14 protein-coding genes are annotated in these 26,601 nt (G+C 63.5%); 4 read left to right on the forward strand and 10 right to left on the reverse strand.

Features of this window, described 5'->3' with window-relative positions; all coding sequences use genetic code 11:
• Positions 1-40: 40 nt before the first annotated feature.
• The 7 genes from glgX to mutM form a co-directional block, all read right to left on the reverse strand.
• Positions 41-2,116, reverse strand: coding sequence for a glycogen debranching protein GlgX (gene glgX, locus L0F51_RS14695; RefSeq protein WP_234629926.1), 2,076 nt, complete (start codon positions 2,114-2,116; stop codon positions 41-43).
• A 36-nt stretch (positions 2,117-2,152) separates the two neighbouring features.
• Positions 2,153-4,372, reverse strand: coding sequence for a 1,4-alpha-glucan branching protein GlgB (gene glgB / locus L0F51_RS14700; RefSeq protein WP_234629927.1), 2,220 nt, complete (start codon positions 4,370-4,372; stop codon positions 2,153-2,155).
• A complete protein-coding gene (gene treS / locus L0F51_RS14705) occupies positions 4,369-7,644 on the reverse strand; it encodes a maltose alpha-D-glucosyltransferase (RefSeq protein ID WP_234630370.1) in 3,276 nt (1,091 codons plus the stop codon). Before treS ends, glgB begins: the two co-directional genes overlap by 4 nt.
• 68 nt (positions 7,645-7,712) lie before the next feature.
• Positions 7,713-9,719 (reverse strand): alpha-1,4-glucan--maltose-1-phosphate maltosyltransferase, encoded by a 2,007-nt coding sequence (locus tag L0F51_RS14710; protein WP_234629928.1) that lies wholly within the window; start codon positions 9,717-9,719, stop codon positions 7,713-7,715.
• A 157-nt stretch (positions 9,720-9,876) separates the two neighbouring features.
• Positions 9,877-13,614 carry a bifunctional proline dehydrogenase/L-glutamate gamma-semialdehyde dehydrogenase PutA gene (putA, locus tag L0F51_RS14715; RefSeq protein ID WP_234629929.1) on the reverse strand — a complete coding sequence of 1,246 codons (3,738 nt, stop codon included), beginning with the start codon at positions 13,612-13,614 and terminating at the stop codon, positions 9,877-9,879.
• Positions 13,615-13,828: 214 nt separating this feature from the next.
• Positions 13,829-14,602: an enoyl-CoA hydratase gene (locus L0F51_RS14720; protein WP_234629930.1), complete on the reverse strand. Its 774-nt coding sequence runs from the start codon at positions 14,600-14,602 to the stop codon at positions 13,829-13,831.
• A gap of 74 nt (positions 14,603-14,676) precedes the next feature.
• A complete protein-coding gene (gene mutM, locus L0F51_RS14725) occupies positions 14,677-15,567 on the reverse strand; it encodes a bifunctional DNA-formamidopyrimidine glycosylase/DNA-(apurinic or apyrimidinic site) lyase (protein ID WP_234629931.1) in 891 nt (296 codons plus the stop codon).
• A 120-nt stretch (positions 15,568-15,687) separates the two neighbouring features.
• Between mutM and ubiE the strand changes: the two genes are divergently transcribed.
• From ubiE to coaBC, 3 genes are read left to right on the forward strand one after another with little or no spacing between them, the layout of a single operon-like run.
• Complete coding sequence (ubiE, locus tag L0F51_RS14730; RefSeq protein WP_234629932.1) at positions 15,688-16,437, forward strand: bifunctional demethylmenaquinone methyltransferase/2-methoxy-6-polyprenyl-1,4-benzoquinol methylase UbiE; 750 nt, start codon at positions 15,688-15,690, stop codon at positions 16,435-16,437.
• Positions 16,438-16,464: 27 nt separating this feature from the next.
• Positions 16,465-18,036, forward strand: coding sequence for a 2-polyprenylphenol 6-hydroxylase (ubiB, locus tag L0F51_RS14735; protein ID WP_234629933.1), 1,572 nt, complete (start codon positions 16,465-16,467; stop codon positions 18,034-18,036).
• Positions 18,037-18,076: 40 nt separating this feature from the next.
• The gene (gene coaBC, locus L0F51_RS14740; RefSeq protein ID WP_234629934.1) at positions 18,077-19,312 is read left to right on the forward strand and encodes a bifunctional phosphopantothenoylcysteine decarboxylase/phosphopantothenate--cysteine ligase CoaBC; all 1,236 of its coding nucleotides are present in this window, start codon (positions 18,077-18,079) and stop codon (positions 19,310-19,312) included.
• A 47-nt stretch (positions 19,313-19,359) separates the two neighbouring features.
• On the opposite strand, the gene L0F51_RS14745 is transcribed toward coaBC, so the two are convergent.
• The 3 genes from L0F51_RS14745 to dctP all read right to left on the reverse strand — a co-directional run bounded on the left by L0F51_RS14745 (position 19,360) and on the right by dctP (position 24,699).
• Positions 19,360-21,831: a glycogen/starch/alpha-glucan phosphorylase gene (locus L0F51_RS14745; RefSeq protein ID WP_234629935.1), complete on the reverse strand. Its 2,472-nt coding sequence runs from the start codon at positions 21,829-21,831 to the stop codon at positions 19,360-19,362.
• Positions 21,832-21,975: 144 nt separating this feature from the next.
• A complete protein-coding gene (locus tag L0F51_RS14750; RefSeq protein WP_234630371.1) occupies positions 21,976-23,553 on the reverse strand; it encodes a malonyl-CoA synthase in 1,578 nt (525 codons plus the stop codon).
• Positions 23,554-23,619: 66 nt separating this feature from the next.
• The gene (gene dctP, locus L0F51_RS14755; protein WP_234629936.1) at positions 23,620-24,699 is read right to left on the reverse strand and encodes a TRAP transporter substrate-binding protein DctP; all 1,080 of its coding nucleotides are present in this window, start codon (positions 24,697-24,699) and stop codon (positions 23,620-23,622) included.
• A 199-nt stretch (positions 24,700-24,898) separates the two neighbouring features.
• Between dctP and lnt the strand changes: the two genes are divergently transcribed.
• Positions 24,899-26,521: an apolipoprotein N-acyltransferase gene (gene lnt, locus L0F51_RS14760; RefSeq protein ID WP_234629937.1), complete on the forward strand. Its 1,623-nt coding sequence runs from the start codon at positions 24,899-24,901 to the stop codon at positions 26,519-26,521.
• Positions 26,522-26,601: the final 80 nt, after the last annotated feature.

The raw sequence follows: 26,601 nt of genomic DNA on the forward strand, positions 1-26,601 counted from the left end.
GAGGTCAGCCCCGGTCTCTTTGGTCAGTTTTCACGGAGGATCATCCCTCGAGAAGGATCATCGAGCGCGCCGTCATCGTCACCTCCGAGTCAGGTGCAAATTCCGCGCCGCCAACGTCGCCGTGAACTGTTTCAAGCCGCCTCTGCCACATCTCCACACCCTTGGCCGCCGGCAGTCGGAAGCTCAAATCGTTCGGCGCTGCGTTTATGAGGATCAACACGCAGCTCGTGCCTTCGTCACACAGCATCAGACCGATGCATTTGCGCAAACCATCCTGCCAATCCTCCGCAGCCATGAAGCCGCCCTCGGGCTTCAGCCACTGAACGTTGGGGATGTCGCGCCCAGGAACCTCCTCGCCGTGCAGAAAGCGGGTCTGGCGCAGGAGCGGATGGGCCTTGCGGAAGGCGATCGCGGCCGCGGTGAAATCCCGCAAGGCAAGATCGCGTTCGGGCAGGTCCGCCCATTTCATCCAGCTCGTTTCATTGTCCTGGCAATAGGCATTGTTGTTGCCGTTCTGCGTACGCCCCTGCTCGTCGCCCATGACGATCATCGGCGTGCCCTGGGACAGGAGAAGCGTCAGAAGGAAGTTGCGCCGCTGCTGATCGCGCAGTTGCAGGATGGCCGGATCGTCCGTCGGACCTTCGACGCCGCAATTCCAGCTGCGATTGTCGTCGTGCCCGTCACGGCTGTCCTCGCCATTCTCCTCGTTGTGCTTGTCGTTGTAGGAGACGAGGTCGTTCAGCGTGAAACCGTCATGCGCGGTGATCAGGTTGATGCTCGCCCACGGCTTGCGGCCACGATGTTCGAAGAGATCGGCAAAGCCGAGAAGGCTGCGGGCGAGATCCGGAAGCATGCCGTCGTCACCCTTCCAGAAGGACCGCACCACATCGCGGTACGCGCCGTTCCATTCCGTCCAGCCGGGAGGAAAATTGCCGAGCTGGTAGCCGCCCGGCCCGATATCCCAGGGCTCCGCAATCAGCTTGGTGCGCGACAGGACCGGATCCTGGCGGATGGCGTCGAAGAAGGCCGCATCGTTGTGGAAGGTGTCGCGGTCGCGCCCGAGCGCCGTCGCGAGATCGAAGCGGAAGCCGTCGACATGGCATTCCTCGACCCAATAGCGCAGCGAATCCGTGACCATCTGCAGAACGCGCGGATGGCGCAGATTGAGCGTGTTGCCGGTGCCGGTCGTGTCGAAATAATAGCGGGGATCGTCGCCGAGAATATAATAGCTCGCATTGTCGATGCCGCGGAACGACAAGGTGGGGCCGAGCCGATTGCCTTCGGCGGTGTGGTTGTAGACCACATCGAGGATCACCTCGATGTTCGCCTCGTGCAGCTTGCGCACCATGGTCTTGAATTCATGGATGCTGGCGCCGGGAGAGATAAAGCGAGGCGCCGGGGCGAAGAAGGCCGCAGTGTTATAGCCCCAATAGTTGGACAGGCCTTTGCGCACCAGAAACTCGTCGTCGAAGAAGGCATGCACCGGCATCAGCTCGATCGCGGTGACGCCGAGCTTGACCAGGTGATCGATGACGTCCGGATCGGTGAGACCCGCAAACGTGCCGCGCACCGGTCCCGGAATTTCCGGATGCAGCGCCGTCATGCCGCCGACATGGGCCTCATAGATGATCGTATCCGACCAGGGCGTCTTCGGCGCCACATCCGCGCCCCAGGTCACGGCCGGGTCGATAACCACGCATTTCGGCATCGACCGCGCCGAATCGCGTCGGTCGAAGGAAAGATCCCCCCGCGACGAGGATACGCGATAGCCGAAACAGGCTTCGTGCCAGCGCAACTCGCCGTAGAGCGCCTTCGCGTAGGGGTCGATCAGAAGCTTGTGCGGATTGAAGCGATGGCCGGCCTTCGGCTCATACGGCCCGTAGACGCGGTAGCCGTAAAGCTGGCCCGGACGCAGGTCCGGAAAATAGCCGTGCCAGACTTCATGGGTATGTTCGGGCAGCGGGATGCGTTCGAGCTCGCGTCGTCCCTGCCGGTCAAACAGGCACAGCTCAACCTTTTCGGCGTGGGCCGAAAAGAGGGCAAAATTGACGCCAGAGCCGTCCCAGGTCGCCCCCAATGGATGGGGCGTACCGGGCCTCACGCGAAGCCGCGACATGCATTGATCCTTCTAAAAAGAAAGTCGAAATAGAGTTCAGGGCTGGTATCTCAAGACGATCACGGCGAGCGGCGGCAGGGTGAGAGCCGCTGATGCCGGTTGACCATGCCATCCGACCTCTTCCGCACGAACTTCGCCGTCATTGCCGACATTGGAGCCGCCATAGACGCCCGCATCGGTGTTGAGGCATTCCTGCCAGCGGCCCTGGAAGGGCAGTCCGACCCGGTAGCCGTGCCGGACGACCGGCGTGAAATTGCAGATGACGGCGACGACATCCTCGCCGCGTTCACCGCGACGCAGATAGGAAAAGACGCTCTGATCTGCATCGGACGCGTCGATCCACTGGAACCCGGCCGGCTCGCAATCACGCTGATGGAGTGCCGGCAGATCGCGGTAAAGATGGTTGAGGTCGCGCACGAGCCGCTGCATGCCCGCATGTCCCTCGCCGCCGAGGAGATGCCAGTCGAGCGACTGATCGTGGTTCCATTCCCGCTCCTGAGCGAACTCGCAGCCCATGAAAATCAGCTTCTTGCCGGGATGTGTCCACATGAAGCCGAAATAGGCTCTGAGATTGGCGAAACGCTGCCATTCGTCGCCCGGCATCTTGCCAAGGAGAGAGCCTTTTCCATGCACCACCTCATCGTGGCTGATCGGCAGAACGAAGTTCTCCGAGAACGCATAGAGCAGGCCGAACGTCATCTGATGGTGATGGTAACGGCGATGCACCGGGTCGTTGTGGATGTAGGCGAGCGTGTCGTGCATCCAGCCCATGTTCCACTTGTAGCCGAAGCCGAGGCCGCCCGTTTCGACAGGCCGCGACACGCCCGGCCAGGCGGTCGATTCCTCGGCAAACGTCGTCGCACCCTCGAAGCCCCCGAAGACGTTGGTGTTGGTGTCGCGCAGGAACGAGATGGCTTCGAGATTCTCGCGGCCACCATGGACATTCGGGACCCAGTCGCCCGGCTCGCGGCTGTAATCGAGGTAGAGCATGGAGGCCACGGCATCGACGCGCAGTCCGTCGATGTGGAACTCATCCATCCAGTAAAGAGCGTTCGCCTCCAGGAAGTTGCGCACCTCCCGCCGGCCGAAATTGTAGATGAGCGTGTTCCAGTCGCGGTGGAAGCCCTGGCGTGGATCGGCATGTTCATAAAGGGCCGTGCCGTCGAAACGGGCGAGACCGTGCTCGTCCGTCGGGAAATGCGCCGGCACCCAGTCGATGATGAGGCCGATGCCTTCAGCGTGGCAACGCTCCACGAAGCGGCCGAACGCCTCTGGCGAGCCGAAGCGCGAGGTCGGGGCATAGAGCCCGATCGGCTGATAGCCCCAGGAGCCGGAAAAGGGATGCTCGGAAATCGGCAAAAGCTCGATATGCGTGAAGCCCATATCCTTCACATAGGGGATGAGCTGATCGGCCAGCTCATCGTAATCGAGATAGGTGTTGCCCTCGCCGCGCCGCCAGGAACCGAGATGCACTTCGTAAATCGAGATCGGCTGGGCACGATCGTTGCGCGCGCGCCGGGTCTGCATCCAGTGCTCGTCGTGCCATTGGCGATCGGGGAGGCCCGTCACACGCGAGGCGGTCGAAGGGGGCACTTCCTGAGAGAAGGCGAAGGGGTCGGATTTCAGCGGCAGAAGCCGCCCTTCGGGCGAGAGGATCTCGTATTTGTAGTATTGGCCCGGCCCGATACCCGGCAGGAAGATTTCCCAGACACCGTTTTCGACACGCTTGCGCATGACGTGGCGGCGCCCATCCCATTCGTTGAAGCTTCCGACGACAGACACACGCTGCGCGTTCGGCGCCCAGACGGCAAAGGTCGTGCCTTGAACGCCGTCGATCGTAGTCGGATGCGCGCCGAGCTTCTCGTAGAGGCGGCGGTGGCTGCCCTCCGAGAGGAGGTGCAGATCGAGCTCGCCGAGAATCGGCGGAAAGCGGTAGGGATCATCGACGGTCCAGGATTGATCGCCGGCATAGAAGCGGATGCGGTAAGGAAGGCTCGGATCCTGCCCCTCGAGCAGGGCCGCAAAGAAGCCCGCCTCGAGCCGCTCCATCTGAGCCAGGACCTCATCGCCCGCCATGCTGAGGATTTCCGCTCTCTCAGCACCGGGATGAAACGTACGGATGCTCAGGCCGGCAGAGGCCCGGTGCGGACCGAGAAGCGAAAACGGGTCGCCATGGCGCCCTTCGATCAGCGCAGCGATCGCAGAGCGGTCGATCTCCGGAAAGGAGATCAGGATCTCTTTGCGCCAGGTGTTCATAGCTTTGCCTCAGTGGTGATCAGGTTAAGAACGCCGCGCAGCGGAATGTCGATCCAATCGGGGCGATTTGCCGCCTCATAGAGGATCTCGTAAAAGCCCTTCTGCAGGAGGAAGAGCCGCAAGAGGCGCTCTGCCGCCGCCTCGTCGTTCGGAAGTGTCGACACGCCTTCCATCCGGGCAAAGTAGCTCGCACGGAAATCGGCGATCGCCTTGTCGCGCCATTGCTGGGCGCGTTCACGGATCGCCTCGGGCACCTCCATATGCCGTGCCAGGAACTGGCGTTCGGCCGCGGCTGCGGCATAGTCGAAGGAGCGCAGCATGCCGGCGACGTCCCGCAGGGGCGAGGACTTCGCGCGCCGTTCCGCGAGCGAGCGTTGCGGCTCGCCTTCGAAGTCGATGATGACGATATCGGCCTGGGAAACGAGGACCTGTCCAAGATGATAATCGCCGTGGATGCGCGACTTGCCGCCCGACGGAGGGCTGGACGCCAGCGCTTCCAGCTCGGCCTGAAGCGCCCCGCGCCGTTCGGCGAGGTCGGCCGCCATCTCGCGCGTTTCGGCAGGCAGCGTCGCCGCCATCGCCTCGAGCCGCTCGATCGCCTGGTCGGCAAGGCTTGCGACATCGACGGCCATCGCGCCCACATCCTCCTGCTCCAAGGGCTCCACCTTGAAAGCCGGCAGATCGGTTTCGACGGCGAGCGCCACGTGCATTTCGGCCGTGCGCAGGCCCATAGTCATCGGCAGGTCGAGCGGATGCCCGAAGGGAATCGGGGCTGCCGCCGGGGCGGTCTCCGCTGCGGCCACCGCATTCAGCGCCGTCGCCTCCAGATCGCGGTCGAGCGCATCGACGAGAACGGCCCAGCCGTCGCCCTGATTGCGCACAAAGGAGAAGACCGCGGCAAGCGCCGTCGGCTCACCGTCGTTCGGACGGTATTCGACCGTTCCAAGGAGCTGCGGCGTGTTGTCGAAGCCGGCGACATCGGTGAGGAAACGCGCGACTTCGACCTCGGGCTGATCGCCCTCGCGCAGCCGGCGATAGACCTTTAGGAGCGCGCGGTCGCCGATGATGACGGAGACGTTCGACTGCTCGACGCCAAGCGGACGGACATCCGTCTCCTCGGCAGCTTCTGCAAGATCGGCCTGACCGGCAAAGACGAGTTCGCCGTCCTTGGCGGCGACCGGCTCACCGGCCGCCATCGCCTTCAACAGAGCTCTCGCGAAATCCTCGTCAAAGGCCGCATCGACGAGTGCGCCGACGCGCGGACCCCGTCTGATCTTGGCCAGCGTGTAGGAGAGTTTCGGTGCGCCGAAATGCAGGTTCTCTTCGCCCCACAGCGCGGAGAGCGGCAGGAAGTAACGCTGCGTCTCCTCGTTGCGAAGCGTCACGTCGACGGTCGCAATGGCGGTGCGCCCCTCCGCCACGCTCGTCAGAGGCGACAGCGAAACCCCGTCAATGGTGCCGCCCTTGCCGGCGAACCAGCGCTGGCGCTGCAGGAACTCAGGCAGCGCCTGGGCTTCGAGCTGGCGGCCGTCGCGGCCGGAGAGCGCGGCACTCAAATCGGCGCGCGTGGTGACGGTGATGAATTCGGGCATGACCTCAGGTGCGGGCGTGTGCCATTGCGGCACGTCCGTCTCCTCGGTGAGAAGAAACCAGAAGAAACCGTAACCGGGCAGCGTCAGCATGTAGGGCAATTCACCGATCGCCGGGAAAGCGGAATGGCCGGAAAGCTCTACCGGAACCCGGTGACGGAAACGCGACAGGTCGAGCTCGACGGCCTGGGCGGAGCGAGAAAGATTGGCGACGCAGAGAATGTCTTCGTCTTCGTAACTGCGGATATAGGCGAGGATCTTCCGGTTCCCCGGATAGAGGAAGGTCATCTCGCCACGGCCGAAGACCTTGTGCTGCTTGCGCACGGTCACCATGCGCCGCATCCAGTTCAGAAGCGATGACGGGTCGGATTGCTGCGCCTCGACATTGATCGCTTCATAGCCGTGGATCGGGTCCTGCACCGGCGGCAGATAAAGCTGCTGCGGATTGGCGCGCGAGAAGCCGCCATTGCGGTCGCCCGACCATTGCATGGGCGTGCGCACGCCGTCGCGGTCGCCCAGGAAGTAATTGTCGCCCATGCCGATCTCGTCGCCGTAATAGAGAACGGGCGTGCCCGGCATCGACAACAAGAGTGCATTCATCAATTCGATCTTGCGGCGATCGTTCTGCATGAGCGGCGCCAGACGGCGGCGGATGCCGAGATTGATGCGCGCCTTCTGATCAGACGCATAGGTGCGCCACAGATAGTCGCGCTCCGTATCAGTGACCATTTCGAGCGTCAGCTCGTCGTGGTTGCGCAGGAAAATCGCCCATTGGCAGGGATCGGGGATTTCCGGCGTCTGACGGATGATATCGGTGATCGGATGGCGGTCCTCCTGCGCCAGCGCCATGTACATGCGCGGCATCAAGGGGAAATGGAATGCCATGTGGCATTCGTCGCCCTCGCCGAAATAGGGACGCGTATCCTCCGGCCATTGATTGGCTTCGGCGAGCAGCATCCGGTCGGAGTAATTCTCGTCGAGATCGCTGCGGATCTGTTTCAGGACGACATGCGTCTCCGGCAGGTTCTCGTTGTTGGTGCCGTCGCGCTCCACGAGATAGGGAATGGCATCGAGCCGGAGCCCGTCGACCCCCATATCGAGCCAGAAGCGCATCACCGACAGCACTTCCTTCATCACCCGCGGATTGTCGAAGTTGAGATCCGGCTGGTGGGAATAGAAGCGATGCCAGAAGAATCCTTCCGCGACGGGATCCCAGGTCCAGTTGGAGGTCTCCGTGTCGAGGAAGATGATCCGCGTGCCCTGGTATTTCTGATCGGTGTCGCTCCAGACGTAGTAATTGCGCGCCGCCGATCCGGGCTTTGCGTTGCGCGCCCGCTGGAACCAGGGATGCTGGTCGGAGGTGTGGTTGATGACGAGCTCGGTGATCACCCGAATGCCGCGCTGATGGGCCTCCGACACGAAGCGGCGGAAATCGCGCATCGTGCCGTAAGACGGATTGATCGCGCGGTAGTCCGCGATGTCGTAGCCGTCGTCGCGCAAGGGCGAGGGATAGAACGGCAGAAGCCAGATCGCGGTGACGCCCAAGCTCTCGATGTAATCGAGGCGTTCGAGAAGACCGCCGAAATCACCAACGCCATCCCCGTTCGAATCGAGAAACGCTTTGACGTGCAGCTGATAGACGATCGCGTCCTTGTACCATTCGGTGTCGGAGCGATCGATCACTCCGTCGATGCGATGATGGGGGCGCTCGGAACGATTGGATTTTTGCATGTTGTCTGTCGGACCTGCGTTCACGTGAGCCGCTCTTGAGGCGAAATCAGGCGCCAGGCCGCATAGGTGCGCTCGGACGGGTTGAGCCAGACATGTTGCATCTTGCCCTGCCAGGTGAAGCGACGATCGAGAACGAGGTCCTCGGCCATGATCGGCGCATCGTCAGACAGCCCGAATTCCCAAAGCGGCACCTCGAATTGCGCGCCCTGCGCGTTCAAGGGGTCGAGGTTGACGGCAAACAGTAAGAAGCTCGACAGATCGTCGGTGTATTTGCCGTAGTAGAGAATGTTGTCGTTGTAGGCGTTGTAGAACGACAGATTGGTGAATTGCTGCAGCGCCGGATGAGCCCTGCGCCAGGCATTGAGGCGGCGCACGTCGTCCTTGATGTGGCCAGGCCTGTCCCAATCCCAGGCACGGATCTCGTATTTTTCCGAATCGAGATACTCTTCCTTGCCAGGCATCGCCGCGGCCTCGCAGAGCTCATAGCCTGAGTAGATGCCGTAATTCGTGGCAAGCGTCGCCGCCAGGAAGAGCCGCACCTGGAAGCCGGCGCGCCCGCTGTTCTGCAGATAGAACGGGTTGATGTCCGGCGTGTTGGTGAAGAAGTTCACCCGCATGTAATGGCGGCATTCCTCGGTGGTGAGCTCCGTCAGATAGTCCGTGAGCTCGGCCTTGTTGTTGCGCCAGGTGAAGTAGGAATAGGACTGGGTGAAACCGACCTTGGCGAGACGCTTCATCATCTTCGGTCGCGTGAAGGCTTCCGCCAGGAAGATCGTGTCGGGGTGGCGGCGGCGCACTTCGGCGATCATCCACTCCCAGAACGGCAGAGGCTTGGTGTGCGGATTGTCGACGCGGAAGATTTTGACCCCGTGCTCGACCCAGAACAGCACCGTATCGCGTAATTCGTGCCAGAGCCCCGGGATGGCATCGCGGTAGAAATGGACGTTGACGATGTCCTCGTATTTCTTCGGCGGGTTTTCGGCGAACCTGATGGTGCCGTCGGGACGCCAATCAAACCATTCCGGGTGCTCCTTGATCCAGGGATGGTCGGGCGAACACTGGATGGCGAAATCGAGCGCGATCTCCAGCCCGTGCTCCGCCGCCGCCTTCACCAGACGATGAAAATCCTCAAACGTGCCGAGTTCGGGATGGATGGCCTTGTGACCACCTTCCTCGGAGCCGATGGCATAGGGGCTGCCGGGATCGTCGGCACGCGCCGTCAGCGAATTGTTGCGCCCCTTGCGGTTCGTCTTGCCGATCGGATGGATGGGCGGGAAATAAAGCACATCGAAGCCGAGATCGCGCACATAGGGGAGCTGCGCGATGACATCGTCGAAGGTGCCATGGCGGGCAGGATCCCCGGACTGGGAGCGCGGCATCAGCTCGTACCAGCTTGAGAAGGCGGCGCGCTTGCGGTCGACGAAGAGATCGAGGAGCCGCAGGTAATACGACAGGTTGCTCCGCGGTCCGCCGGCCGTCATCAGACCAAGAAGATCCTCGCCCATGAGGACGGAAAACTGCTGGGCCGGATCGGCAAGGCGGGCGATATCTTCGGTGACGCGCTGCAGCCTTGCCCGCCTTTCGGGATCGAGCCGGTCGCTTTCAGAGAGCGCCTTCTTCAGAATATGCAGCCCCTCCTTGAGTTCGGAGGTCACATCCTGGCCGGCATTCTTCTTTTTTGAAACGTCGGAACGCCAGCTGCGAAAGAGATCGCGCCAGGCAATCACGGTATATTCGTAGGTCGTGTTCTCGACGGGTACGAAGGAGGCGCGCCAGCGATCGTTCTCATAGAGGCGCATCGGCGTTTCAGACCACGCCTTGTCACCCTTTCGGCGCGTCAGAAGCGCTGCGTCGATGAGGTCGTGGCCATCGGAAAAGATATCTGCCTCCACGACCACGACTTCCCCGATGGCGGCTTTGGCGGGAAAGCGGCCGCCGTCGATCTCGGGCGTCACCGCCTCGATGGCGATGCGGTTGTCGGCGAGGGCGTGCAGCAGGCGATCGGCGGGTTTGAGAGCCTGTTCCATGATCCTGTCGGCTTGGACGTTTCCAATAGGGCGCCACCGGCGGAAGGCCGCCGGCGATACAATTCGAGCTAGGTCAGGCCGGAGCGAGGTCCAGCCTGTTGTCTAGGCTAACGAGGGAGTCGGTCGAGAGTTGCAAGCGTTCTGCCTGCAAGCTCCCTCAACTGCCGGCAAGCGTCAGAAGCGTCGCATTTCCGCCCGAAGCGGTGGTGTCGATCGACACGACGCGCTCGGTGGCAAAAGCCGCCACGCCGTCCGCGAGAGACAGAAGCGGCAGCCGCGCGCCCTGGCGTTCGGCAAGGGCGATGCGCAACGTTCTCGCCTGCGTCCCGCCGCCCTCATACGCAACGAGGCCGAGCCCTTGAAGGCCAGCGGCAAGCGCCACGGGCTCGCCCTCGACCACGACGACGAGACCCGCCGGGGCGCCGACACGTTCCAGAGCCGTCTTGAAGGCCACCACGGCGGCATCGACGAGAGCGGCCGGCACGACGGCGCGATTGCCCGCCGCGAGTGCGGTCACGACCTGCGCCAGAAGCGCGCCCGGCCGTGCTCCATCCTCATCTGCCGGGTTTTCATCGCGCCGGGGGGCACCCAGACAAAGCGCCAGCCCACGGCCATGCAGCGACAGGCGATTGGCCTCGCCCGTCGGGCCCGGCAACGCCACGACGCCGGCAATCTCGGGCCGCGCTGCCTCAATCACCTCATGCGCGACTTGTCGGGCAGGTTCCGGCAATTCGCCGGCAGCGCTCGCCAAGACCATGATCCGAGCGGAGTTCGCCTCCCACTCGCTCATATCCGGCAGGGTCGCGAGATCGGCGGGAGCCAGGGCGGCGACCTGCGGCCGCTCATCGTCGCCCTGAAGCGGAGCGGCGGTCACCTCGACCGGCCGCGTGAAGCGGGCAAGATAATGCGGGCCACCGGCCTTCGGACCGGTACCGGATAGCCCTTCGCCACCGAAGGGCTGCACGCCGACGACCGCACCGATCTGATTGCGGTTCACATAGATGTTGCCGACATGGGCATGGTCGCAAATGCGCTCCACCCGCTGATCGATGCGCGAATGGATTCCGAGCGTTAGGCCATAACCCGACGCGTTGATGGCCGCCACGACCGCATCGATCTCCTTCGCCTTGAAGGTGATGACGTGCAGGACCGGCCCGAAGATCTCGCGCTCGAGCTCGTCGAAACGATCGAGGCGAAGCGCCACGGGCGCAACGAAATTGCCTTCACCCGGCATTTTCTCGTGGGTGAAGAGGAGCCGGCCTTCGCTTGTGAGCTTTGCCACATGGGTTTCGATCGTCTGCCGGGCTTCCTCATCGATCACCGGGCCGACATCGGTCGCGGGATCCCACGGATCGCCAATGACGAGCTCTTCGGTCGCCCCCTTCAGCATCTTCAAGAGCGTCGGTGCGACGTCCTCCTGCACGAAGAGAGCGCGAAGCGCCGAACAGCGCTGTCCGGCAGATTGGAAGGCCGATTGCACGATATCGCGGACCGCATGCTCCGGGAGCGCGGTCGAATCGACGATCATCGCATTGAGGCCGCCGGTCTCCGCGACGAGCGGCGCGCGCACGGGACCCGCTTTCGCCAAAGCCCGGTCGATCAAGATCGCCGTGTCCGTCGAACCGGTGAAGCAGACGCCACTGACCCTCGGATCGGAGGTGAGCGCGGCACCCACCACAGAGCCCTCTCCCGGAACGAGATTGAGCACGCCTTTCGGCACGCCCGCCTCGTGCAGAAGCGCCACGGCCTTTGCCGCCGTCAGAGGCGATTGCTCGGCGGGTTTCGCGACGACGGCATTGCCGGCCACAAGCGCGGCCGAAAGCTGACCGGTGAAAATCGCCAGAGGGAAGTTCCACGGCGAGATGCAGACGAAAACCCCGCGGCCGCGCCGCTGTGCACCGCCTTCGGAGAAGAGCCGGCGCGCCTCGTTCGCGTAAAAGCGCAGGAAATCTGCGGCTTCGCGCACTTCCAACACACCGTCGAGACGCGTCTTGCCGGCTTCGCGGGTGGCAAGCGCGATGAGTTCGGCGGCGTTCTCCTCATAAAGCGTCGCGGCGCGCTCCAAAATCTCGGCGCGCGCATCCGCCCCGATCTCCTGCCAGGCCGCCACCGCATCGGCGGCGACGCCAAGGGCGTGTTCGGCGGTTTCCGCATCCGCATCCACGACGACGCCGACCTTTTCGGCCGGGTGCGCCGGGTTGAAGACATCTCGCGCGCTGCCGGGGCTTTCTTCGCCACCGATCAAGGGAGCTGCACGCCATTCCGCCGCCTCGAACGGCCTCATGGCTTCCGACAGCGCCTCCAGATCGAGCGGATTGTTGAGATTCCAGCCTTTGGAGTTCTTGCGCTCCGGCTCATAGATGTCGGGTGGCAGCGGGATCAGCGGATGGGCGACCGGCTTTGCCTGCTCGACCAGCGAAATCGGGTCTTCGACCAGCTTTTCCGCCGGCACGTCTTCGTCGAGAAGCTGATGGACGAAGGAGGAATTGGCGCCGTTCTCGAGCAGCCGGCGGACGAGATAGGCAAGCAGATCCTTGTGGATGCCAACCGGCGCATAGATGCGGCAGGGACGGCCCGTGTCTTTCCTCAGGCGTTCGTGCAGCGCCTCGCCCATGCCGTGCAGACGCTGGAATTCAAAGCGCGCGTCGAGCGGCGCGATTGCCAGAATGGCGCAGGCCGTATGGGCGTTGTGCGTCGCGAACTGGGGGAAGATACGGTCGCAATGTGCCAGCAGAAAACTCGCGCCGGCCAGATAGGAGACGTCGGTCGACGGCTTGCGGGTGAAGACCGGATAGGCGGCAAGACCGAGGATCTGCGCCTGTTTGATCTCGTAATCCCAATACGCGCCTTTGACGAGGCGCACGGCAAAGCGGCGGTCGAGACGCTCCGCCAGATCCACGATCCAATGAAGGACCGGGAGGGAGGCTTTCGAGAACGCCTGGACGACGAAGCCGAAGCCGTCCCAATCGGCGAATTCGGACTCCGACAGGGCCCGTTCCATCACCTGAAGCGAGAGATCGAGACGGTCGGCCTCTTCCGCATCGACGGTGAGGCCGATGCCGGCGGCCTTCGCCTGGCGCATCAGCTGGACGAGCGTCGGTACGAGCTCGGCCAGAACCCGCTCCTTCTGCACCGTCTCATAGCGCGGATGGAGCGCGGAGAGTTTCACCGAGATCGACGGATTGTCCGTGACACGCTCGGCCTTGGCGGCCTTGCCGATGGCGCTGATCGCGTTCGAATAGGAGCGAAAATAGGCCTCGGCGTCTTCGCGCGTTCGCGCCGCCTCGCCCAGCATATCGTAGGAATAGCGATAGCCCTTGCCGCGCATCGGCTCGGCGCGGCGCAGCGCCTCCTCGATGTTGCGCCCAAGCACGAATTGCGCGCCCAACACCTTCATCGCCTGCGCGACGGCGGCACGCACCACCGGCTCGCCGACGCGCTGCACCATGCGGCGCATCGTATGGATGAGATGCGCCTCGGTCTGCTCGTCCTGCCCTTCCGATCCGTAAAGGCGGCCGGTCAGCATCAGGCCCCAGGACGAGGCATTCAGCAAAAGCGATTCACTCTGCCCGCGATGGCTGCCCCAATCGGCTCCCCCGATCTTGTCGCGGATCAGCGCATCGAGCGTGTGCGCGTCCGGCACGCGGAGATAAGCTTCGGCGAGGCACATCAGTGCCACGCCTTCGTCGGTGGAGAGACCATATTCGGAGAGAAAGCGCTCCATCAGATGCGGCGCCGGATCGGCCCGCAGGGCCGACACCATCCCCGCAGCCTTGGCGCCGGCGCGCTTGCGTGCCGCTTCGTCGAGATTTATCGCGGCGAGACGGCTTCTGACCACCGCCTCCTCGTCTTCATAAGGCGCGCGACGGATGGCAATACGAGAATCAGTGGCCATGGAGGCTCCGGAAGGCAGAATGGGTAAGGGTCGGTGACCTTCCGCAATGCTGCCCGCAAATAGGACTTCTTTTCAACTCACCGAAATACCAAGTCGGGCATGATCACCCGCGAAATCGCGGTGGCCGAGACTTCACTGACGAGAAGAGGCCGGCTGAGAGATTCCTGCCCTGTCCCGGCGCGCATAACGGCGCCAGGACGGCTCGGCGGGATGCTCAGCGGTTGTTGAATTGCGGCGAGCGCTTTTCCGTGAAGGCGAGCATGCCTTCTTTCTGGTCTTCGGTCGCAAACAGGGCCTGGAAGATCCGACGTTCGAAGCGAATGCCTTCCGCCATCGTCGTCTCATAGGCGCGATTGACGCTTTCCTTCGCCATCATGACGGCCGGAAGAGAGAAGGACGCGATCTTCTGAGCGGCCTTCACCGCCTCTTCCAGAACATCTCCGACGGGCACGACACGGGAGACGAGGCCGGCGCGCTCCGCTTCGTCAGCCTCCATGAGACGCCCGGTCAGGCACATATCCATTGCTTTCGCCTTGCCGACGAAGCGGGTGAGACGCTGGGTTCCGCCGGAGCCCGGAATGACGCCGAGGCTGATTTCCGGCTGGCCGAACTTCGCCGTCTCCGCCGCGATGATGAAATCGCACATCATCGCGAGCTCGCAGCCCCCGCCGAGCGCATAGCCGGCGACAGCCGCGATCAACGGCTTGCGGCGCTGGCCGACCTTGTCCCATTCGGAGATGAAATCGTCACGATAGGCAGTGACGAAATCGAGCTCCCTCATTTCATTGATGTCGGCACCCGCGGCGAAGGCTTTCTCCGAGCCGGTGATGACGATCGCACCGATCTTGTCGTCGGCCTCGAATTCATCGAGCGCCGCATTGAGTTCAGCGACGAGACCGGCCGACAAAGCATTGAGCGCATTCGGGCGGTTCAAGGTGATGAGCCCGGCGCGTCCGCGGCGCTCCACCAGAATATAATCGTAGGCCATGCCCCCTCCTGACTGACGTTTCCCTGGCGATAGCCGTAAAGCGGTTGTGCAAAACCGGCAAGGCAACCTTGGCCTTACCTCTGACAGACAGGGCAAAAGAACGTCGACCGGCCCGACTGCACGATACGGGAAACCACGCCCGAACAAGTGGGCCGCGGGCACGGGAAATCTTCCCGGTCATAGACGGCAAAGCTCTCCTGGAAGCGGCCGACGGAGCCGTCGGCCTGGACGTAATCGCGCAAAGAGGAGCCGCCCGCGGCGACCGCATCGGCAATGACGGCGCGGACCGCCTCCACCAGCCGTGTCAGACGCGCGCTCGGCTCCCCATCTTGGCGCACCAAGGTTCCGGCCGCGCGCCGGGGCGAAAGCCGCGCACGCCAAAGCGCTTCGCAAACATAGATGTTGCCGAGCCCGGCGATGACGCGCTGATCCATCAACACCGCCTTCAAGGGCGCCTTGCGGCCGGCGAATTTCGTCGCGAGCAGCGCGGCGGAGAGAGCGTTGCCGGTCGGCTCCAGGCCGAGATGGGCGAAAAGCGGATGCTCCTCGAGATGGCCTGCGTCACCGAGGGCCATGAAGCCGAAGCGGCGGGCGTCGTTGAAGACGAGATCGAGATCGCCATCCAAATGGAACACGACGTGATCATGGATGGTCTTCTTTTTGTTGTCGAAATAGCGCCCTTCGGCTGGCGTGAGATTGAGAGATCCCTCAAAACGGAAGGACCCTGTCATGCCGAGATGCATGATGAGAATCGGGCCGCCGGCCTCGATGTCGGTTTCCACCAAAAGATATTTCGCGCGGCGGCCGACATGGTCGATGCGGCGACCTTCAAGGGCGGCGGCGAAGCCCGGCGGCAGGGGAAACCGCAGATCCGGACGGCGCAACTCGACCTTCTCGATCGATCGACCCTCCAGAACCGGCGCCAGTCCTCGCCTGATCGTCTCCACCTCCGGCAATTCCGGCATCCCCACTTATCCTTCATCTTTCCGCGTCACGCCGCATGGCGTGTCGCCAAGGCTTTCGTTATGGTCCGCGGCAACCGCGCCGCAACACCGGCGCCTCCGGATTTGTCCAGAGGATCAGCTATGAGTGAAAAGACCCAGTTCGGCTACCAAGAGGTGCCGATGGAGGAGAAGCAGGGGCGTGTCGACAACGTCTTCCATTCGGTCGCCCGGCGCTACGACATCATGAACGATCTGATGTCGGGCGGTCTGCATCGGCTTTGGAAGAACGCCATGGTCTCCTGGCTCGCCCCGCCCCATTCGGGACGGCCCTACCGGGTTCTCGACATGGCGGGCGGTACCGGCGACATCGCCTTTCGTATCTCCGACCGCTCCCGCGGTCACGCCGAGATCACGGTTGCCGATATCAACGGCTCGATGCTGGAAGTCTGCCGCGAGCGGGCCGAGAAGCACGGCTACACCAACCTTTCTTACGCGGAAGCCAACGCCGAGGAACTGCCCTTCGAGGACAAGAGCTTCGACGCCTATACGATCGCCTTCGGCATCCGCAACGTGCCGCGCCTCGACAAGGCGCTGTCGGAAGCCTACCGCGTCCTGAAGCCCGGCGGACGCTTTCTCTGCCTGGAGTTCACGCCGGTTTCCACGCCGGTGATCGCGCAGCTCTACGAGACCTATTCCTTCCGCGTCATTCCGATGATCGGGCAGGTCGTCACCGGCGACCGCGAATCCTATCAATATCTGGTGGAATCGATCCGCGTCTTCCCGAACAAGGAGCGCTTCGCCGGCATGATCTCCGACGCCGGCTTTGAGCGCGTCAGCTATCGTGACTATACAACCGGCGTCGTCGCCCTGCATTCGGGCTGGAAGCTCTAACGCGATAAAGTTCTAAGGTCGCATAGCGTGCTCAATCTCATCCGCCTCACAAAGGCGGGCTTTCATATCGTCCGCGCCGGCGCGCTCGGCTTCGTCGATGTCGACGAAGTGCCGCCGGTCGCGGCTCGTTTCGTGCGTTTCGCGCGGCTTTTCGAGCCGCGCGGGCTTTCGGATGCCGAGCGCGGCCGGCGCCTTTCGGCCCGGCTTCACCGGCTCGGTCCCTCCTATGTGAAGCTTGGGCAGTTCCTGGCGACGCGGCCGGATATCGTCGGCAACGATGCCGCCGAAGCCCTGTCGGGCCTCAAGGATGAGATGCCCCCCTTCCCGACGGAAGAGGCGAAGGCGATCATCGAGATCAATCTCGGCCGCACGGTGGAGGAGATTTTCACCTCCTTCTCGGAGCCCGTGGCAGCCGCCTCCATCGCCCAGGTCCACCACGCCACACGCGTCGTCGACGGCGAGGAGCGTGAAGTCGCCGTCAAGGTTCTGCGCCCGCATGTGCGGGGCGGCTTCCAGCGCGATCTGGAGACGTTTTATGCGGGGGCACGCTTCCTGGAGCGACTGTCGGCGGAGGGCAAACGGCTGAAGCCGGTCGCCGTCGTGCAATCGCTCGAGCGCACCGTGCTCCTGGAAATGGATCTCAGGCTCGAGGCTGCAGCCTATTCGGAGCTGTCGGAAAACATCATCGGGGAAACGGAATTCCGCGTGCCGGCCGTCGATTGGGCTCATACCGGCCGCGACGTCCTGACGATGGAATGGATCGACGGCATCAAGCTCCGGAATACGGCGGGCATCATCGAGGCCGGAATCGATCGCCAGAACCTCGCCCGCATCGTCGTGCAGTCGTTCCTGCGCCATGCCTTGCGCGACGGGTTCTTCCACGCCGACATGCACGAGGGCAATCTCTTCGTCGACCGGGAAGGACGTCTCGTCGCCGTCGATCTCGGCATCATGGGGCGCATCGGGCCCAAGGAACGTCGCTTCCTCGCCGAGGTCCTCTACGGCTTCATCAAGCGCGATTATCTCAAGATCGCCAAGCTGCATATCGAGATCGGCTATGTGCCGCCGATCCATTCGGCGGAAGATTTTGCCCAGGCGTTGCGCGCGATCGGCGAGCCGATCCACGGCCAGCGCGCGAGCGAAATTTCCATGGCGCGGCTTCTCGGTCTCCTCTTCGAGGTAACGGCGCTCTTCAACATGCAGACGCGGCCGGAGCTCATCCTCTTGCAGAAGACCATGGTCGTGGTCGAGGGCGTTGCCCGGCGCCTCGACCCGGACTTCGACATGTGGGCGGCGGCCGATCCCGTCGTCACGGAATGGATTTCACGCCATCTCGGCCCCGTCGGGCGGCTTGAGGAAGCAGCCGATTCCTTGCGCGAGATCGGCAAGTTCGTCGAACACCTGCCGGACACGCTGACACGCGTGGAATCGGCCGTCGACCGGCTCGCGGCGTTCTCCGCCGGCGGCATCAAGCTCGACGATCAGACGGTGGACCGGCTCGCCGACGCCGGCACGCACGAGCTTTTCTGGACGCGTTGGGCGGTTCGGCTCGGCGGGCTTGCGCTCGTCGTCATGGCCGTCGCCTCTGTGTGGCGCTAAGACGGCCTGGGCAAGCGGCCTTTTCGACGGAGCGGCAGGCATGACGAAGCTCAAAGACAAGCGCATCCTGCTCGTCATCGGCGGCGGGATTGCCGCCTACAAATGCCTGGAGCTCATCCGCCTCTTGAAGAAGGCGGGGGCCTCGGTCAGCACCGTGATGACCAAGGCGGCGCAGGAATTCGTCACGCCGCTCGCCGTCGGCGCCTTGAGCCATGAACCGGTCTTCAGCGAACTCTTCGACCGTCAGGCGGAGGAAGATATCGGGCATATCCGCCTGTCGCGGCAGGCGGATCTCATCGTCGTGGCGCCGGCGACAGCCGACCGGCTGGCACGGCTTGCCTCCGGCCTTGCCGACGATCTCGCAGGCGCGGTGCTGCTTGCAAGCGACAAGCCTGTGCTTCTCGCCCCGGCCATGAATCCGAGGATGTGGGCGCATCCGGCGACACGGCGCAACGTCGCGCAGCTTCACAGCGATGGATACGGCTTCATCGGCCCGGAAGCCGGAGAAATGGCGGAAAGAGACGAGAGCGGCGAAGGCCGGATGAGCGAGCCGCAGGCGATCTTTTCAGAGATCGAACGGCGCCTCGGCGGCGAGGCCGGAACGTCTCCGGCAGATGCCCGGCCGCTCTCGGGCCGGCGCGTGCTCGTGACCTCGGGCCCAACGCATGAGCCGATCGATCCGGTGCGCTATCTCGCCAACAGGTCTTCTGGGCGGCAGGGGCACGCTATCGCCGCCGCCTTTGCCAGAGCCGGTGCGCATGTGACGCTCGTTTCCGGGCCGGTCACGATCCCGGCGCCTGCGGGCGTGGACCTCGTGGCGGTGGAAACCGCCCGGGAGATGCTTGCGGCGGTCGAAGCCGCACTTCCCGTCGACATCGCAGTTCTTGCCGCGGCCGTCGCTGACTGGCGCACGGCGGAAGAAGCGGAACGCAAGCTGAAGAAGACGCAATCGGGCGCTCCGGCCCTCACCTTGGTGGAGAACCCGGATATCCTGGCCACGCTCTCCCGGCACGAGAGGCGTCCGCGCCTCGTCGTCGGCTTCGCTGCGGAAACCAACGACGTCGTCGCCCATGCCCGCGCCAAACTTCAGCGCAAGGGCTGCGACTTCATTCTCGCCAATGATGTTTCGCCCGCAACTGGCATCATGGGCGGCACGGAAAACGCCGTGCAGCTCATCGGACCTGCCAGCCACGAAGAATGGCCGCGGATGAGCAAGGAGGCCGTGGCGGAGCGGCTCGTCGCACGGCTCGGCGCGGAGCTTTCCACCAGGATGTGAGGCGCCTCGGCCGCGCCGATCGCGGCCGGGCTTTCACATCTCGTCGGCTACTCGCTGCCCTGATTGATCTCTTCCGCCGAAGGCGTCTCGACGTTCCAGATCTCGCGGGCGTAGTCGCGAATGGCACGGTCTGCGGAGAACCAGCCGACCCGCGCCGTGTTCAAGATCGTCCGCCGCGTCCAGTCTTCCTTGTCCATGAACGCCCGATCGACCTTGCGCTGCTCGTCGAGATAGGCGGCGAAATCGGCCGTGACGAAGAAATAATCGTCATAGGAGAGCCGGTCGACGATGGCCCGGAAGCGGTTCGGATCCTCCGGCGAGAACACACCTGAGCCGATCGCATCGAGAACCGTCTTGAGGGTCTCGTTGCCGTCGATGACGGCGCGCGAATCGTAGCCGGAGATGCGATAATTGGCGACGTCCTCCGCAGTCAGGCCGAAGATATGGATGTTTTCGCGCCCGACCCGATCGCAGATCTCGACATTCGCGCCGTCGAGCGTGCCGATGGTCAAGGCACCATTGAGAGCCAGCTTCATGTTGCCGGTGCCGGAGGCCTCCATGCCTGCCGTCGAGATCTGCTCGGAGAGGTCGGCGGCGGGGATGATGCGCTCGGCGGTCGAGACGTTGTAGTTCGGCAGGAAGACGATCTTCAACCGGTCGCCGACGACGGGGTCGCTGTTGACGGCCCGTGCGACGTCGTTGATCAGCTTGATGATCAGCTTCGCCATCTCATAGCCGGGCGCGGCCTTGCCGCCGAAGATCTTGACGCGCGGCGTCCAGTCGGCCGCCGGATCGTTGCGGATGGCAAAATACTGCGCCACCGCCTCCATGATGTTGAGGAGCTGGCGCTTGTATTCGTGCATGCGCTTGATCTGCACGTCGAACATGGCATCCGGCGAGACATGGATGCCGACGCGGCTCTGGATCTCCGCCACCAGACGGCATTTGTTCTCGTGCTTGGCGGCACGGAAGCGCTCGCGGAAAGCGGCATCCTCCGCATAGGGCGCCACCGCTTCGATGGCCTCCAAATCGCCGATCCAATCCTCGCCGATGGTCTCGATCAGGAGATCGCTCAACGGCTTGTTGCAGGAATGCAGCCAGCGGCGCGGCGTAACGCCGTTGGTGACGCCGAGGATGCGGCTCGGATAGAGCGAATCGAGATCGTGGAAGACGGTCTGCTTCATCAGATCCGCATGCAGGGCCGAGACGCCGTTGACGCGGTGGCTGCCGACGAAAGCGAGATGCCCCATCCGCACGCCCTGGCCGTTGGTGTGGTCGACGATGCGCACGCGTTCCAGATCGAGCGTACGCTTGGCGGCGGCCGCCGTTCGCAGATGCTGCTCGTCGATCCAACGAATGATGTCGAGGTGGCGCGGCAGGACGGAGCCGAAGAGCTGCAGGGACCAGCGCTCCAGCGCTTCCGGCATCAAGGTGTGGTTGGTGTAGGAGAGCGTGTTGCGGGTGATCTGGAACGCCACCTCCATCGACAGGCCGTGCGTGTCGACGAGAAGGCGCATGAGCTCAGCAACCGCGATCGCGGGATGCGTGTCGTTGAGCTGGATCGCCACCTTCTCCGGAAGCTTCATGATGTCGTCATGCGAGGACAGATAGCGACGCAGAAGGTCCTGCAGCGATGCGGAGGTGAAGAAGAATTCCTGGCGCAGGCGGAGGTTCTTGCCTTCTTCGGTGGTGTCGTCCGGGTAGAGGATGCGCGAGACCGTCTCCGCGCGCACCGCCGCCTCCATCGCGGAAAGATATTCGCCGCGGTTGAAGCGATCGAGATCGACGCGCTTGGCGGGCTTGCCAGCCCAGAGCCTGAGCGTGTTGACGTGGCGCCCGCGCCAGCCGGCGATCGGCGTGTCGTAGGCTGCGGCCAGCATGACCTCTGCCGGGTGCCAGACCGCCTTGCCTTCCGGCGTGGTGATGACCTCGCCGCCGAAGGGGATGTTGTAGACGACTTCGGGGCGCTCGAACTCCCAATTGTGGCCGGTGACCAGCCAGTCCTCCGGCTCTTCCGCCTGCCAGCCGTCGCGAATCGACTGGCGGAAGAGACCGTTCTCATAGCGGATGCCATAGCCATGGGCCGGAATGCCCAGGGTCGACATGGAATCGAGGAAACAGGCCGCGAGGCGCCCGAGACCGCCATTGCCCAAGGCTGCGTCAGGTTCTGAGCGCAGGATCTCGTCGTAATCGGCACCGAGCTCCGTCAGCGCTTCGCGCACCGGCGCTTCGAGCCCGAGATTGATGATCGTGTCTTTGAGCAGCCGACCGATCAGAAATTCCATCGACAGGTAATAGACCCGTTTCTGATCCTGCTCGTAGGCACGGCGGGTGGAGGCCATCCAGTGATCAACAAGCTGATCGCGTACCGCCAGAATGAGCGCCGCGCTCCAGTCCTGCCGGACCGAATGCTCCGGATCCTTGCCGACCGCATATTTCAGCTTCTCGATGATGAGCCTTTTCACATCTTCCGCATCCTCGATGCGGCGCGAAAGAGTGACGGCTGTCGCTGCATTCATGATCGCGCTCCTCGCGATTGTCGCCCGACGCGTCTGCGCTTCGAGGCAAGTTGTCACCCACACAAACGGCCGTGACAGCTGACCGGCCGGGCGGGTTCAATGACGTTTGTGTTCGTGGCGTTGCAATCCCCGGGGCAAACCACCCTATGATTGCTTGCCTACAGGAATCGGCCGGTCCTTGCCTGCCTCAATTTCCTGCAGCACGTGACTGAATTGCGCGCGCAACTTGCTCTTTTCGACCTTCCCCATGGCGTTGCGGGGCAGGTCTTCCATGAAAATAAGGGCCTTCGGTTGCTTAAAGCTTGCGAGTTTCTGGACAAGAGCGGCGCTCAGCTTCTCTGCTTCGGGCGCTTCCCCCGGCTGGGGAACGACGAGCGCGATCACCGCCTCCCCGAAATCGGGATGCGGAACCCCGATGACCGCTGACTCCAAAACGCCGGCGCAGGCATCGAGGACAATTTCGATCTCCTTCGGATAGATGTTCAGACCGCCGGAAATGATCAGGTCCTTGGCCCGCCCGACGATGTGGACATAGCCGGCTTCGTCGATCAGGCCGAGATCTCCGGTGCGAAACCACCCATCATGGAATTCCTCCGCCGTCTTCTCCGGCATGCGCCAATAGCCCTTGAAGACGTTCGGTCCTTTCACCTCGATGACACCGATCTCGCTCATCTTCTTCGGCGAGCCCGTTTCCGGATCGGCAATGCGAAGATCGACGCCTGGCAAGGGCAGGCCGACCGTTCCAGGCCGGCGGTCGCCCTCATAAGGGTTCGACGTGTTCATGCTCGTTTCCGTCATACCGTAGCGTTCCAAGACGGCATGGCCGGTCCGTTCGAGAAAGGCAGCATGGGTTGCAGGCAGGAGAGGTGCGGAACCGGAAATGAAAAGTCGTACTTCCTGCACCAGTTTGTGCACGAGGCGCGGATCGTCAAGAAGACGGGTGTAAAAAGTCGGCACCCCCATCATCACCGTGGCTTGCGGCAGCGCCTCGATCACCAGGTCGAGATCGAAGCGGGGCAGGAAAATCATCGACGCCCCGGCGGCAAGAACGACATTGCACGCCGTGAAAAGACCGTGGGTGTGGAAGACCGGCAGCGCGTGGAGGAGGACGTCGTCTCCGGAAAACTGCCAAAGATCCGTCAAGGTGAGGGCGTTGGAGACGAGGTTGTCGTGGCTCAGCATCGCGCCCTTGGAACGGCCGGTCGTGCCGGAGGTGTAGAGGATCGCAGCGAGGTCGTCGTCGGCTCGCGCCACCGTCTTGAATTGATCACCGGCCGAAACACCGAGGCGATCGAGACTGCCCGAGGCTTTTTCGCGCTTCTTGCGCACACCGAGCGTCTCAAGCCTGGCCCCGGCTTCTTCCGCGACCGGTGAGAGGATCTCCGCCTTACCCGGATCGCAAACGAAGAGCGCCGGCTCGGCATCTTTCAGAAAATACGCGACCTCGGCCGGCGTATAGGCGGTGTTGAGAGGCAGGAAGACAGCCCCGGCGCGAACGGTCCCGAGATAGAGAAGCACCGCCTCGATGCTCTTTTCGACCTGGACGGCGACCCGATCGCCGGGCTTGATCCCAAGCTCGACGAGCACGTTGGCAAAGCGGGCGGAGCCTTTTTCCACGTCGGCATAGGTCAGCCTTCGCCCGTCCGTCAGGCGCGCAAAGGGCGCGGCTTTGGTCGCGGCGGGAAAAAGGGCGGCAAGACGGGTGTAGAGATTGCGATCCATGACCGCCATTCAGGCAGCTCACGCGTTTTTGAACAAGAGGTGGCGCGGCCGCAGCCTCAAAGGCTTTCAATCGCCCGTGATCGCTTCAGCGAGAAGACGCTTGCCGTCCTTCACGTCGCGCGCGAAATCGCGCCAGCTCGATTCCACTGCGACGGCCAGCCATTGGTCGAGCGCGGAGCGCGGCATCTCTTCCACCGTGGCGCCCGCCTTCCGATACATCTGCACCAGCCGATCGTCCTGGGCGCGGGATTCCCGCGCAGCCCAGGCCGTGACTTTTTCGCCCGCCGCTTTGAGGGCGGCACGTTCGTCCTCACTCAAGGCTTCCCAGCTCGGACGCGCGATGACGATCGGCTCGTAGCTGAACCAGAGAGCGTCGCTGCCGGGCGCCGTCAGGCATTCGGCGGCACGCGCCAGTTCGGGGTCGGCAAGGACGGAGGACGAGGCAAGCGCGCCATCGATGACCCCGCCCGCAAGGGCTGCAGCGAGGCGCGCACGCGGCGCCCGCGCCACCGACGCTCCGGATTTCGTCAGGACGGTGCGCAGAGGCTCGCCCTCGGCATGCAGGGTCTTGCCGCTCGTCGATGGCGGCCCGTCAAGACAGGCCCCGGAGGAGACGAAACCGCCGGCAAGCCAGGCATCGGCGAGAACGATCATGCCGGCATTGTCGAGATGGGTCTTGAGGTCGGCCATAAACGCCGACCTGGCAAGGGCGTCCGCATCGGCATGCCGGCGCGCCAGACCGGGCATCGACGCCGCCCCGAAAATCGGATCGGAGGAGGTGGCCGCAGCGAGCGGCAGAGCCGCGACATCGACACGGCCGGTCGCGAGCCGGTCCCAGAGAGCCTCGGGCTCGAAGGCCTCCGGCTTTCCGTCCCCTGCCTCGCCCGTCGCCAGGCGCCTCAAAACGAGATCGGCCTTCTCGTCCTGAAGCGCACGTTCGAGCTCGTCGATCATCGCACCGGAAAAGCTCTCCGCCCCGCCCGCCGTCACCTGGCCGGTGCGGAGCATGGCCGCCGCGGCCGGGAATTCGGAGGCGAGGAGGCCGGCGAGGCTCAAAACCGCGACGAGAGCGTGGTGAACAGGTCGGGTGCGGACAGATGCGGCACGGACGGAGGAAATGACAGCACGGGCTCTTTGAAAAAACATCGAGGCTCCAGGCAGGCTTCCGTCGACCGCCTTGCACCTTTTGGGGCTCTGGCGCTGAAATCGGCCGGCGATGGTTACGAAAACGCACCGTCCGCGGCGAATTGGACGATTGAAGGGCGGGAGGGGGAAAGCCCGGCTTGATTTCGCGCCGCTTAGGCCGTCATCTCGCGAACGCACCGGCAAGCGATTCGAGTTGCACATGAATAGGCTCGCTCAGGCGATCATTCTTTCATGGGGGTGGCGCCGACGGGGCATCGCTTTTTCGGCCGGAGCGGTTTCGGCCCTCGCACAAGCGCCCTTCTTTCTGTTCCCACTCCTGTGGCTGACGCTGCCGGTTCTAGTCCTTCTTGTCGACGGCGCCGTGTCGTCGCGGTTTTCCGGCCGCACCGGCCGATTGATGGCCGCTTTCGGGGCCGGATGGTGGTTTGGCTTCGGCTATTTTCTCGCCGGCCTCTGGTGGGTCGGATCGGCGTTCCTCGTCGAGGCTGATCAGTTCGGCTGGCTGATGCCCTTCGCCGTCGTGCTTCTGCCTGCGGGCCTTGCGATCCTCTGGGGCCTCGGGGTCGTGGCGGCGCGGCTCATCTGGTCGAGCAGCAGCTGGCGGATCTTCGCGCTCGCTTTCGGGCTCGGCAGCGCCGAATGGCTGCGCGGCCATCTCTTCACCGGTTTCCCGTGGAACGCCCTGGGTTATGCCCTGACGGCCGGCGAAGTGATGATGCAGTCGGCTTCGCTTGCCAACATCTATGCCTTGAGCTTTCTCGCCGTCGTCGTCTTCGCCGCGCCCGTCACGCTCCTGACCGGCGAACGACGCAAATACGTGGCACCCCTCCTCTCGGTGGCTGTGGTTCTGGCACTGGCGGGCTACGGGCTCGTGCGCCTCGGCTCTGCCTCCGATGCGAGCGTCCCAGGCATCAATCTGCGCATCGTCCAGCCGGCGGTCGACCAGGCCCAGAAATGGCTGCCGGAGAACCGGAACCGCGTCTTTCAGGATTATCTGACGCTGAGCGCCGAGCCGGGCAGCCATCCCCTCGACGGGCAGACGCTGGTGGTCTGGCCGGAAACGGCCCTGCCCTTCATCCTGACGGACGAGCCCGCAGCCCTTGCCGCCATCGGCAGGCTGCTGCCGCAGGGCGCACATCTCGCCACCGGCGCCGCGCGGCTTGAAAACGAAGCGGACGGCAGTCGCCGGGTTTTCAACTCGATCTACCTCGTCGACAGCGACGGAACGATCGTTGGATCGTACGATAAGGTGCATCTAGTACCGTTTGGGGAGTACCTTCCGCTGCAGGATTTGCTCGATCGCATCGGGCTTCAGCAGCTGTCTCTGCTTGGCGGCGGCTTCTCGTCTGGCACCCGCCGGCGAACCCTCACTCTGCCGTCGACACCGCCCTTCGTTCCGCTGATTTGTTACGAAATTATCTTTCCTGGTGAGATTCTCGCCGACGACGGCGATCGCCCAGGTTTCTTTTTGAACGTCACCAACGACGCCTGGTTCGGGCACACTCCGGGCCCCTATCAGCATCTCCATCAGGCTCGCGTTCGCGCCGTGGAAGAGGGCATACCGGTCGTGAGAGCCGCCAATACCGGCATTTCGGCGATCATCGACGCGTATGGCCGCGTCCGGGTGAGCGCAGCGCTCGGTGCCAAGACGTTCATCACCGGCGGCCTCCCTGAAGCTGCTGAAATTCCCCTGGCTGCACGCTGGGGTGGCATATTTACGTTAATTCACTTGTTAATCTGTTTTTCAGCCGGATTTTTGGCTCTCAACCGAGAAAACGCGCCCGTACCATTGACTCAGACGGCCTCCCGGCAGAAACGGTGACCCTAGGTTACCAAGTGATCGGACGCCACGAACCGACCCAATCGCGGGCATGATCAGCCCAAGAAAAATTGGCCGTAGCG

This window comes from Afifella sp. H1R, assembly GCF_021462425.1.
Classification (GTDB): domain Bacteria; phylum Pseudomonadota; class Alphaproteobacteria; order Rhizobiales; family Afifellaceae; genus Afifella; species Afifella aestuarii.

What these genes read in the sequence shown, in the direction of transcription:
- glgX (WP_234629926.1), bottom strand. Translation starts at nt 2,116, where the DNA reads ATGTCGCGGCTTCGCGTGAGGCCCGGTACGCCCCATCCATTGGGGGCG.
- glgB (WP_234629927.1), bottom strand. Translation starts at nt 4,372, where the DNA reads ATGAACACCTGGCGCAAAGAGATCCTGATCTCCTTTCCGGAGATCGAC.
- L0F51_RS14710 (WP_234629928.1), bottom strand. Translation starts at nt 9,719, where the DNA reads ATGGAACAGGCTCTCAAACCCGCCGATCGCCTGCTGCACGCCCTCGCC.
- putA (WP_234629929.1), bottom strand. Translation starts at nt 13,614, where the DNA reads ATGGCCACTGATTCTCGTATTGCCATCCGTCGCGCGCCTTATGAAGAC.
- L0F51_RS14720 (WP_234629930.1), bottom strand. Translation starts at nt 14,602, where the DNA reads ATGGCCTACGATTATATTCTGGTGGAGCGCCGCGGACGCGCCGGGCTC.
- mutM (WP_234629931.1), bottom strand. Translation starts at nt 15,567, where the DNA reads ATGCCGGAATTGCCGGAGGTGGAGACGATCAGGCGAGGACTGGCGCCG.
- ubiE (WP_234629932.1), top strand. Translation starts at nt 15,688, where the DNA reads ATGAGTGAAAAGACCCAGTTCGGCTACCAAGAGGTGCCGATGGAGGAG.
- coaBC (WP_234629934.1), top strand. Translation starts at nt 18,077, where the DNA reads ATGACGAAGCTCAAAGACAAGCGCATCCTGCTCGTCATCGGCGGCGGG.
- L0F51_RS14745 (WP_234629935.1), bottom strand. Translation starts at nt 21,831, where the DNA reads ATGAATGCAGCGACAGCCGTCACTCTTTCGCGCCGCATCGAGGATGCG.
- L0F51_RS14750 (WP_234630371.1), bottom strand. Translation starts at nt 23,553, where the DNA reads ATGGATCGCAATCTCTACACCCGTCTTGCCGCCCTTTTTCCCGCCGCG.
- dctP (WP_234629936.1), bottom strand. Translation starts at nt 24,699, where the DNA reads ATGTTTTTTCAAAGAGCCCGTGCTGTCATTTCCTCCGTCCGTGCCGCA.
- lnt (WP_234629937.1), top strand. Translation starts at nt 24,899, where the DNA reads ATGAATAGGCTCGCTCAGGCGATCATTCTTTCATGGGGGTGGCGCCGA.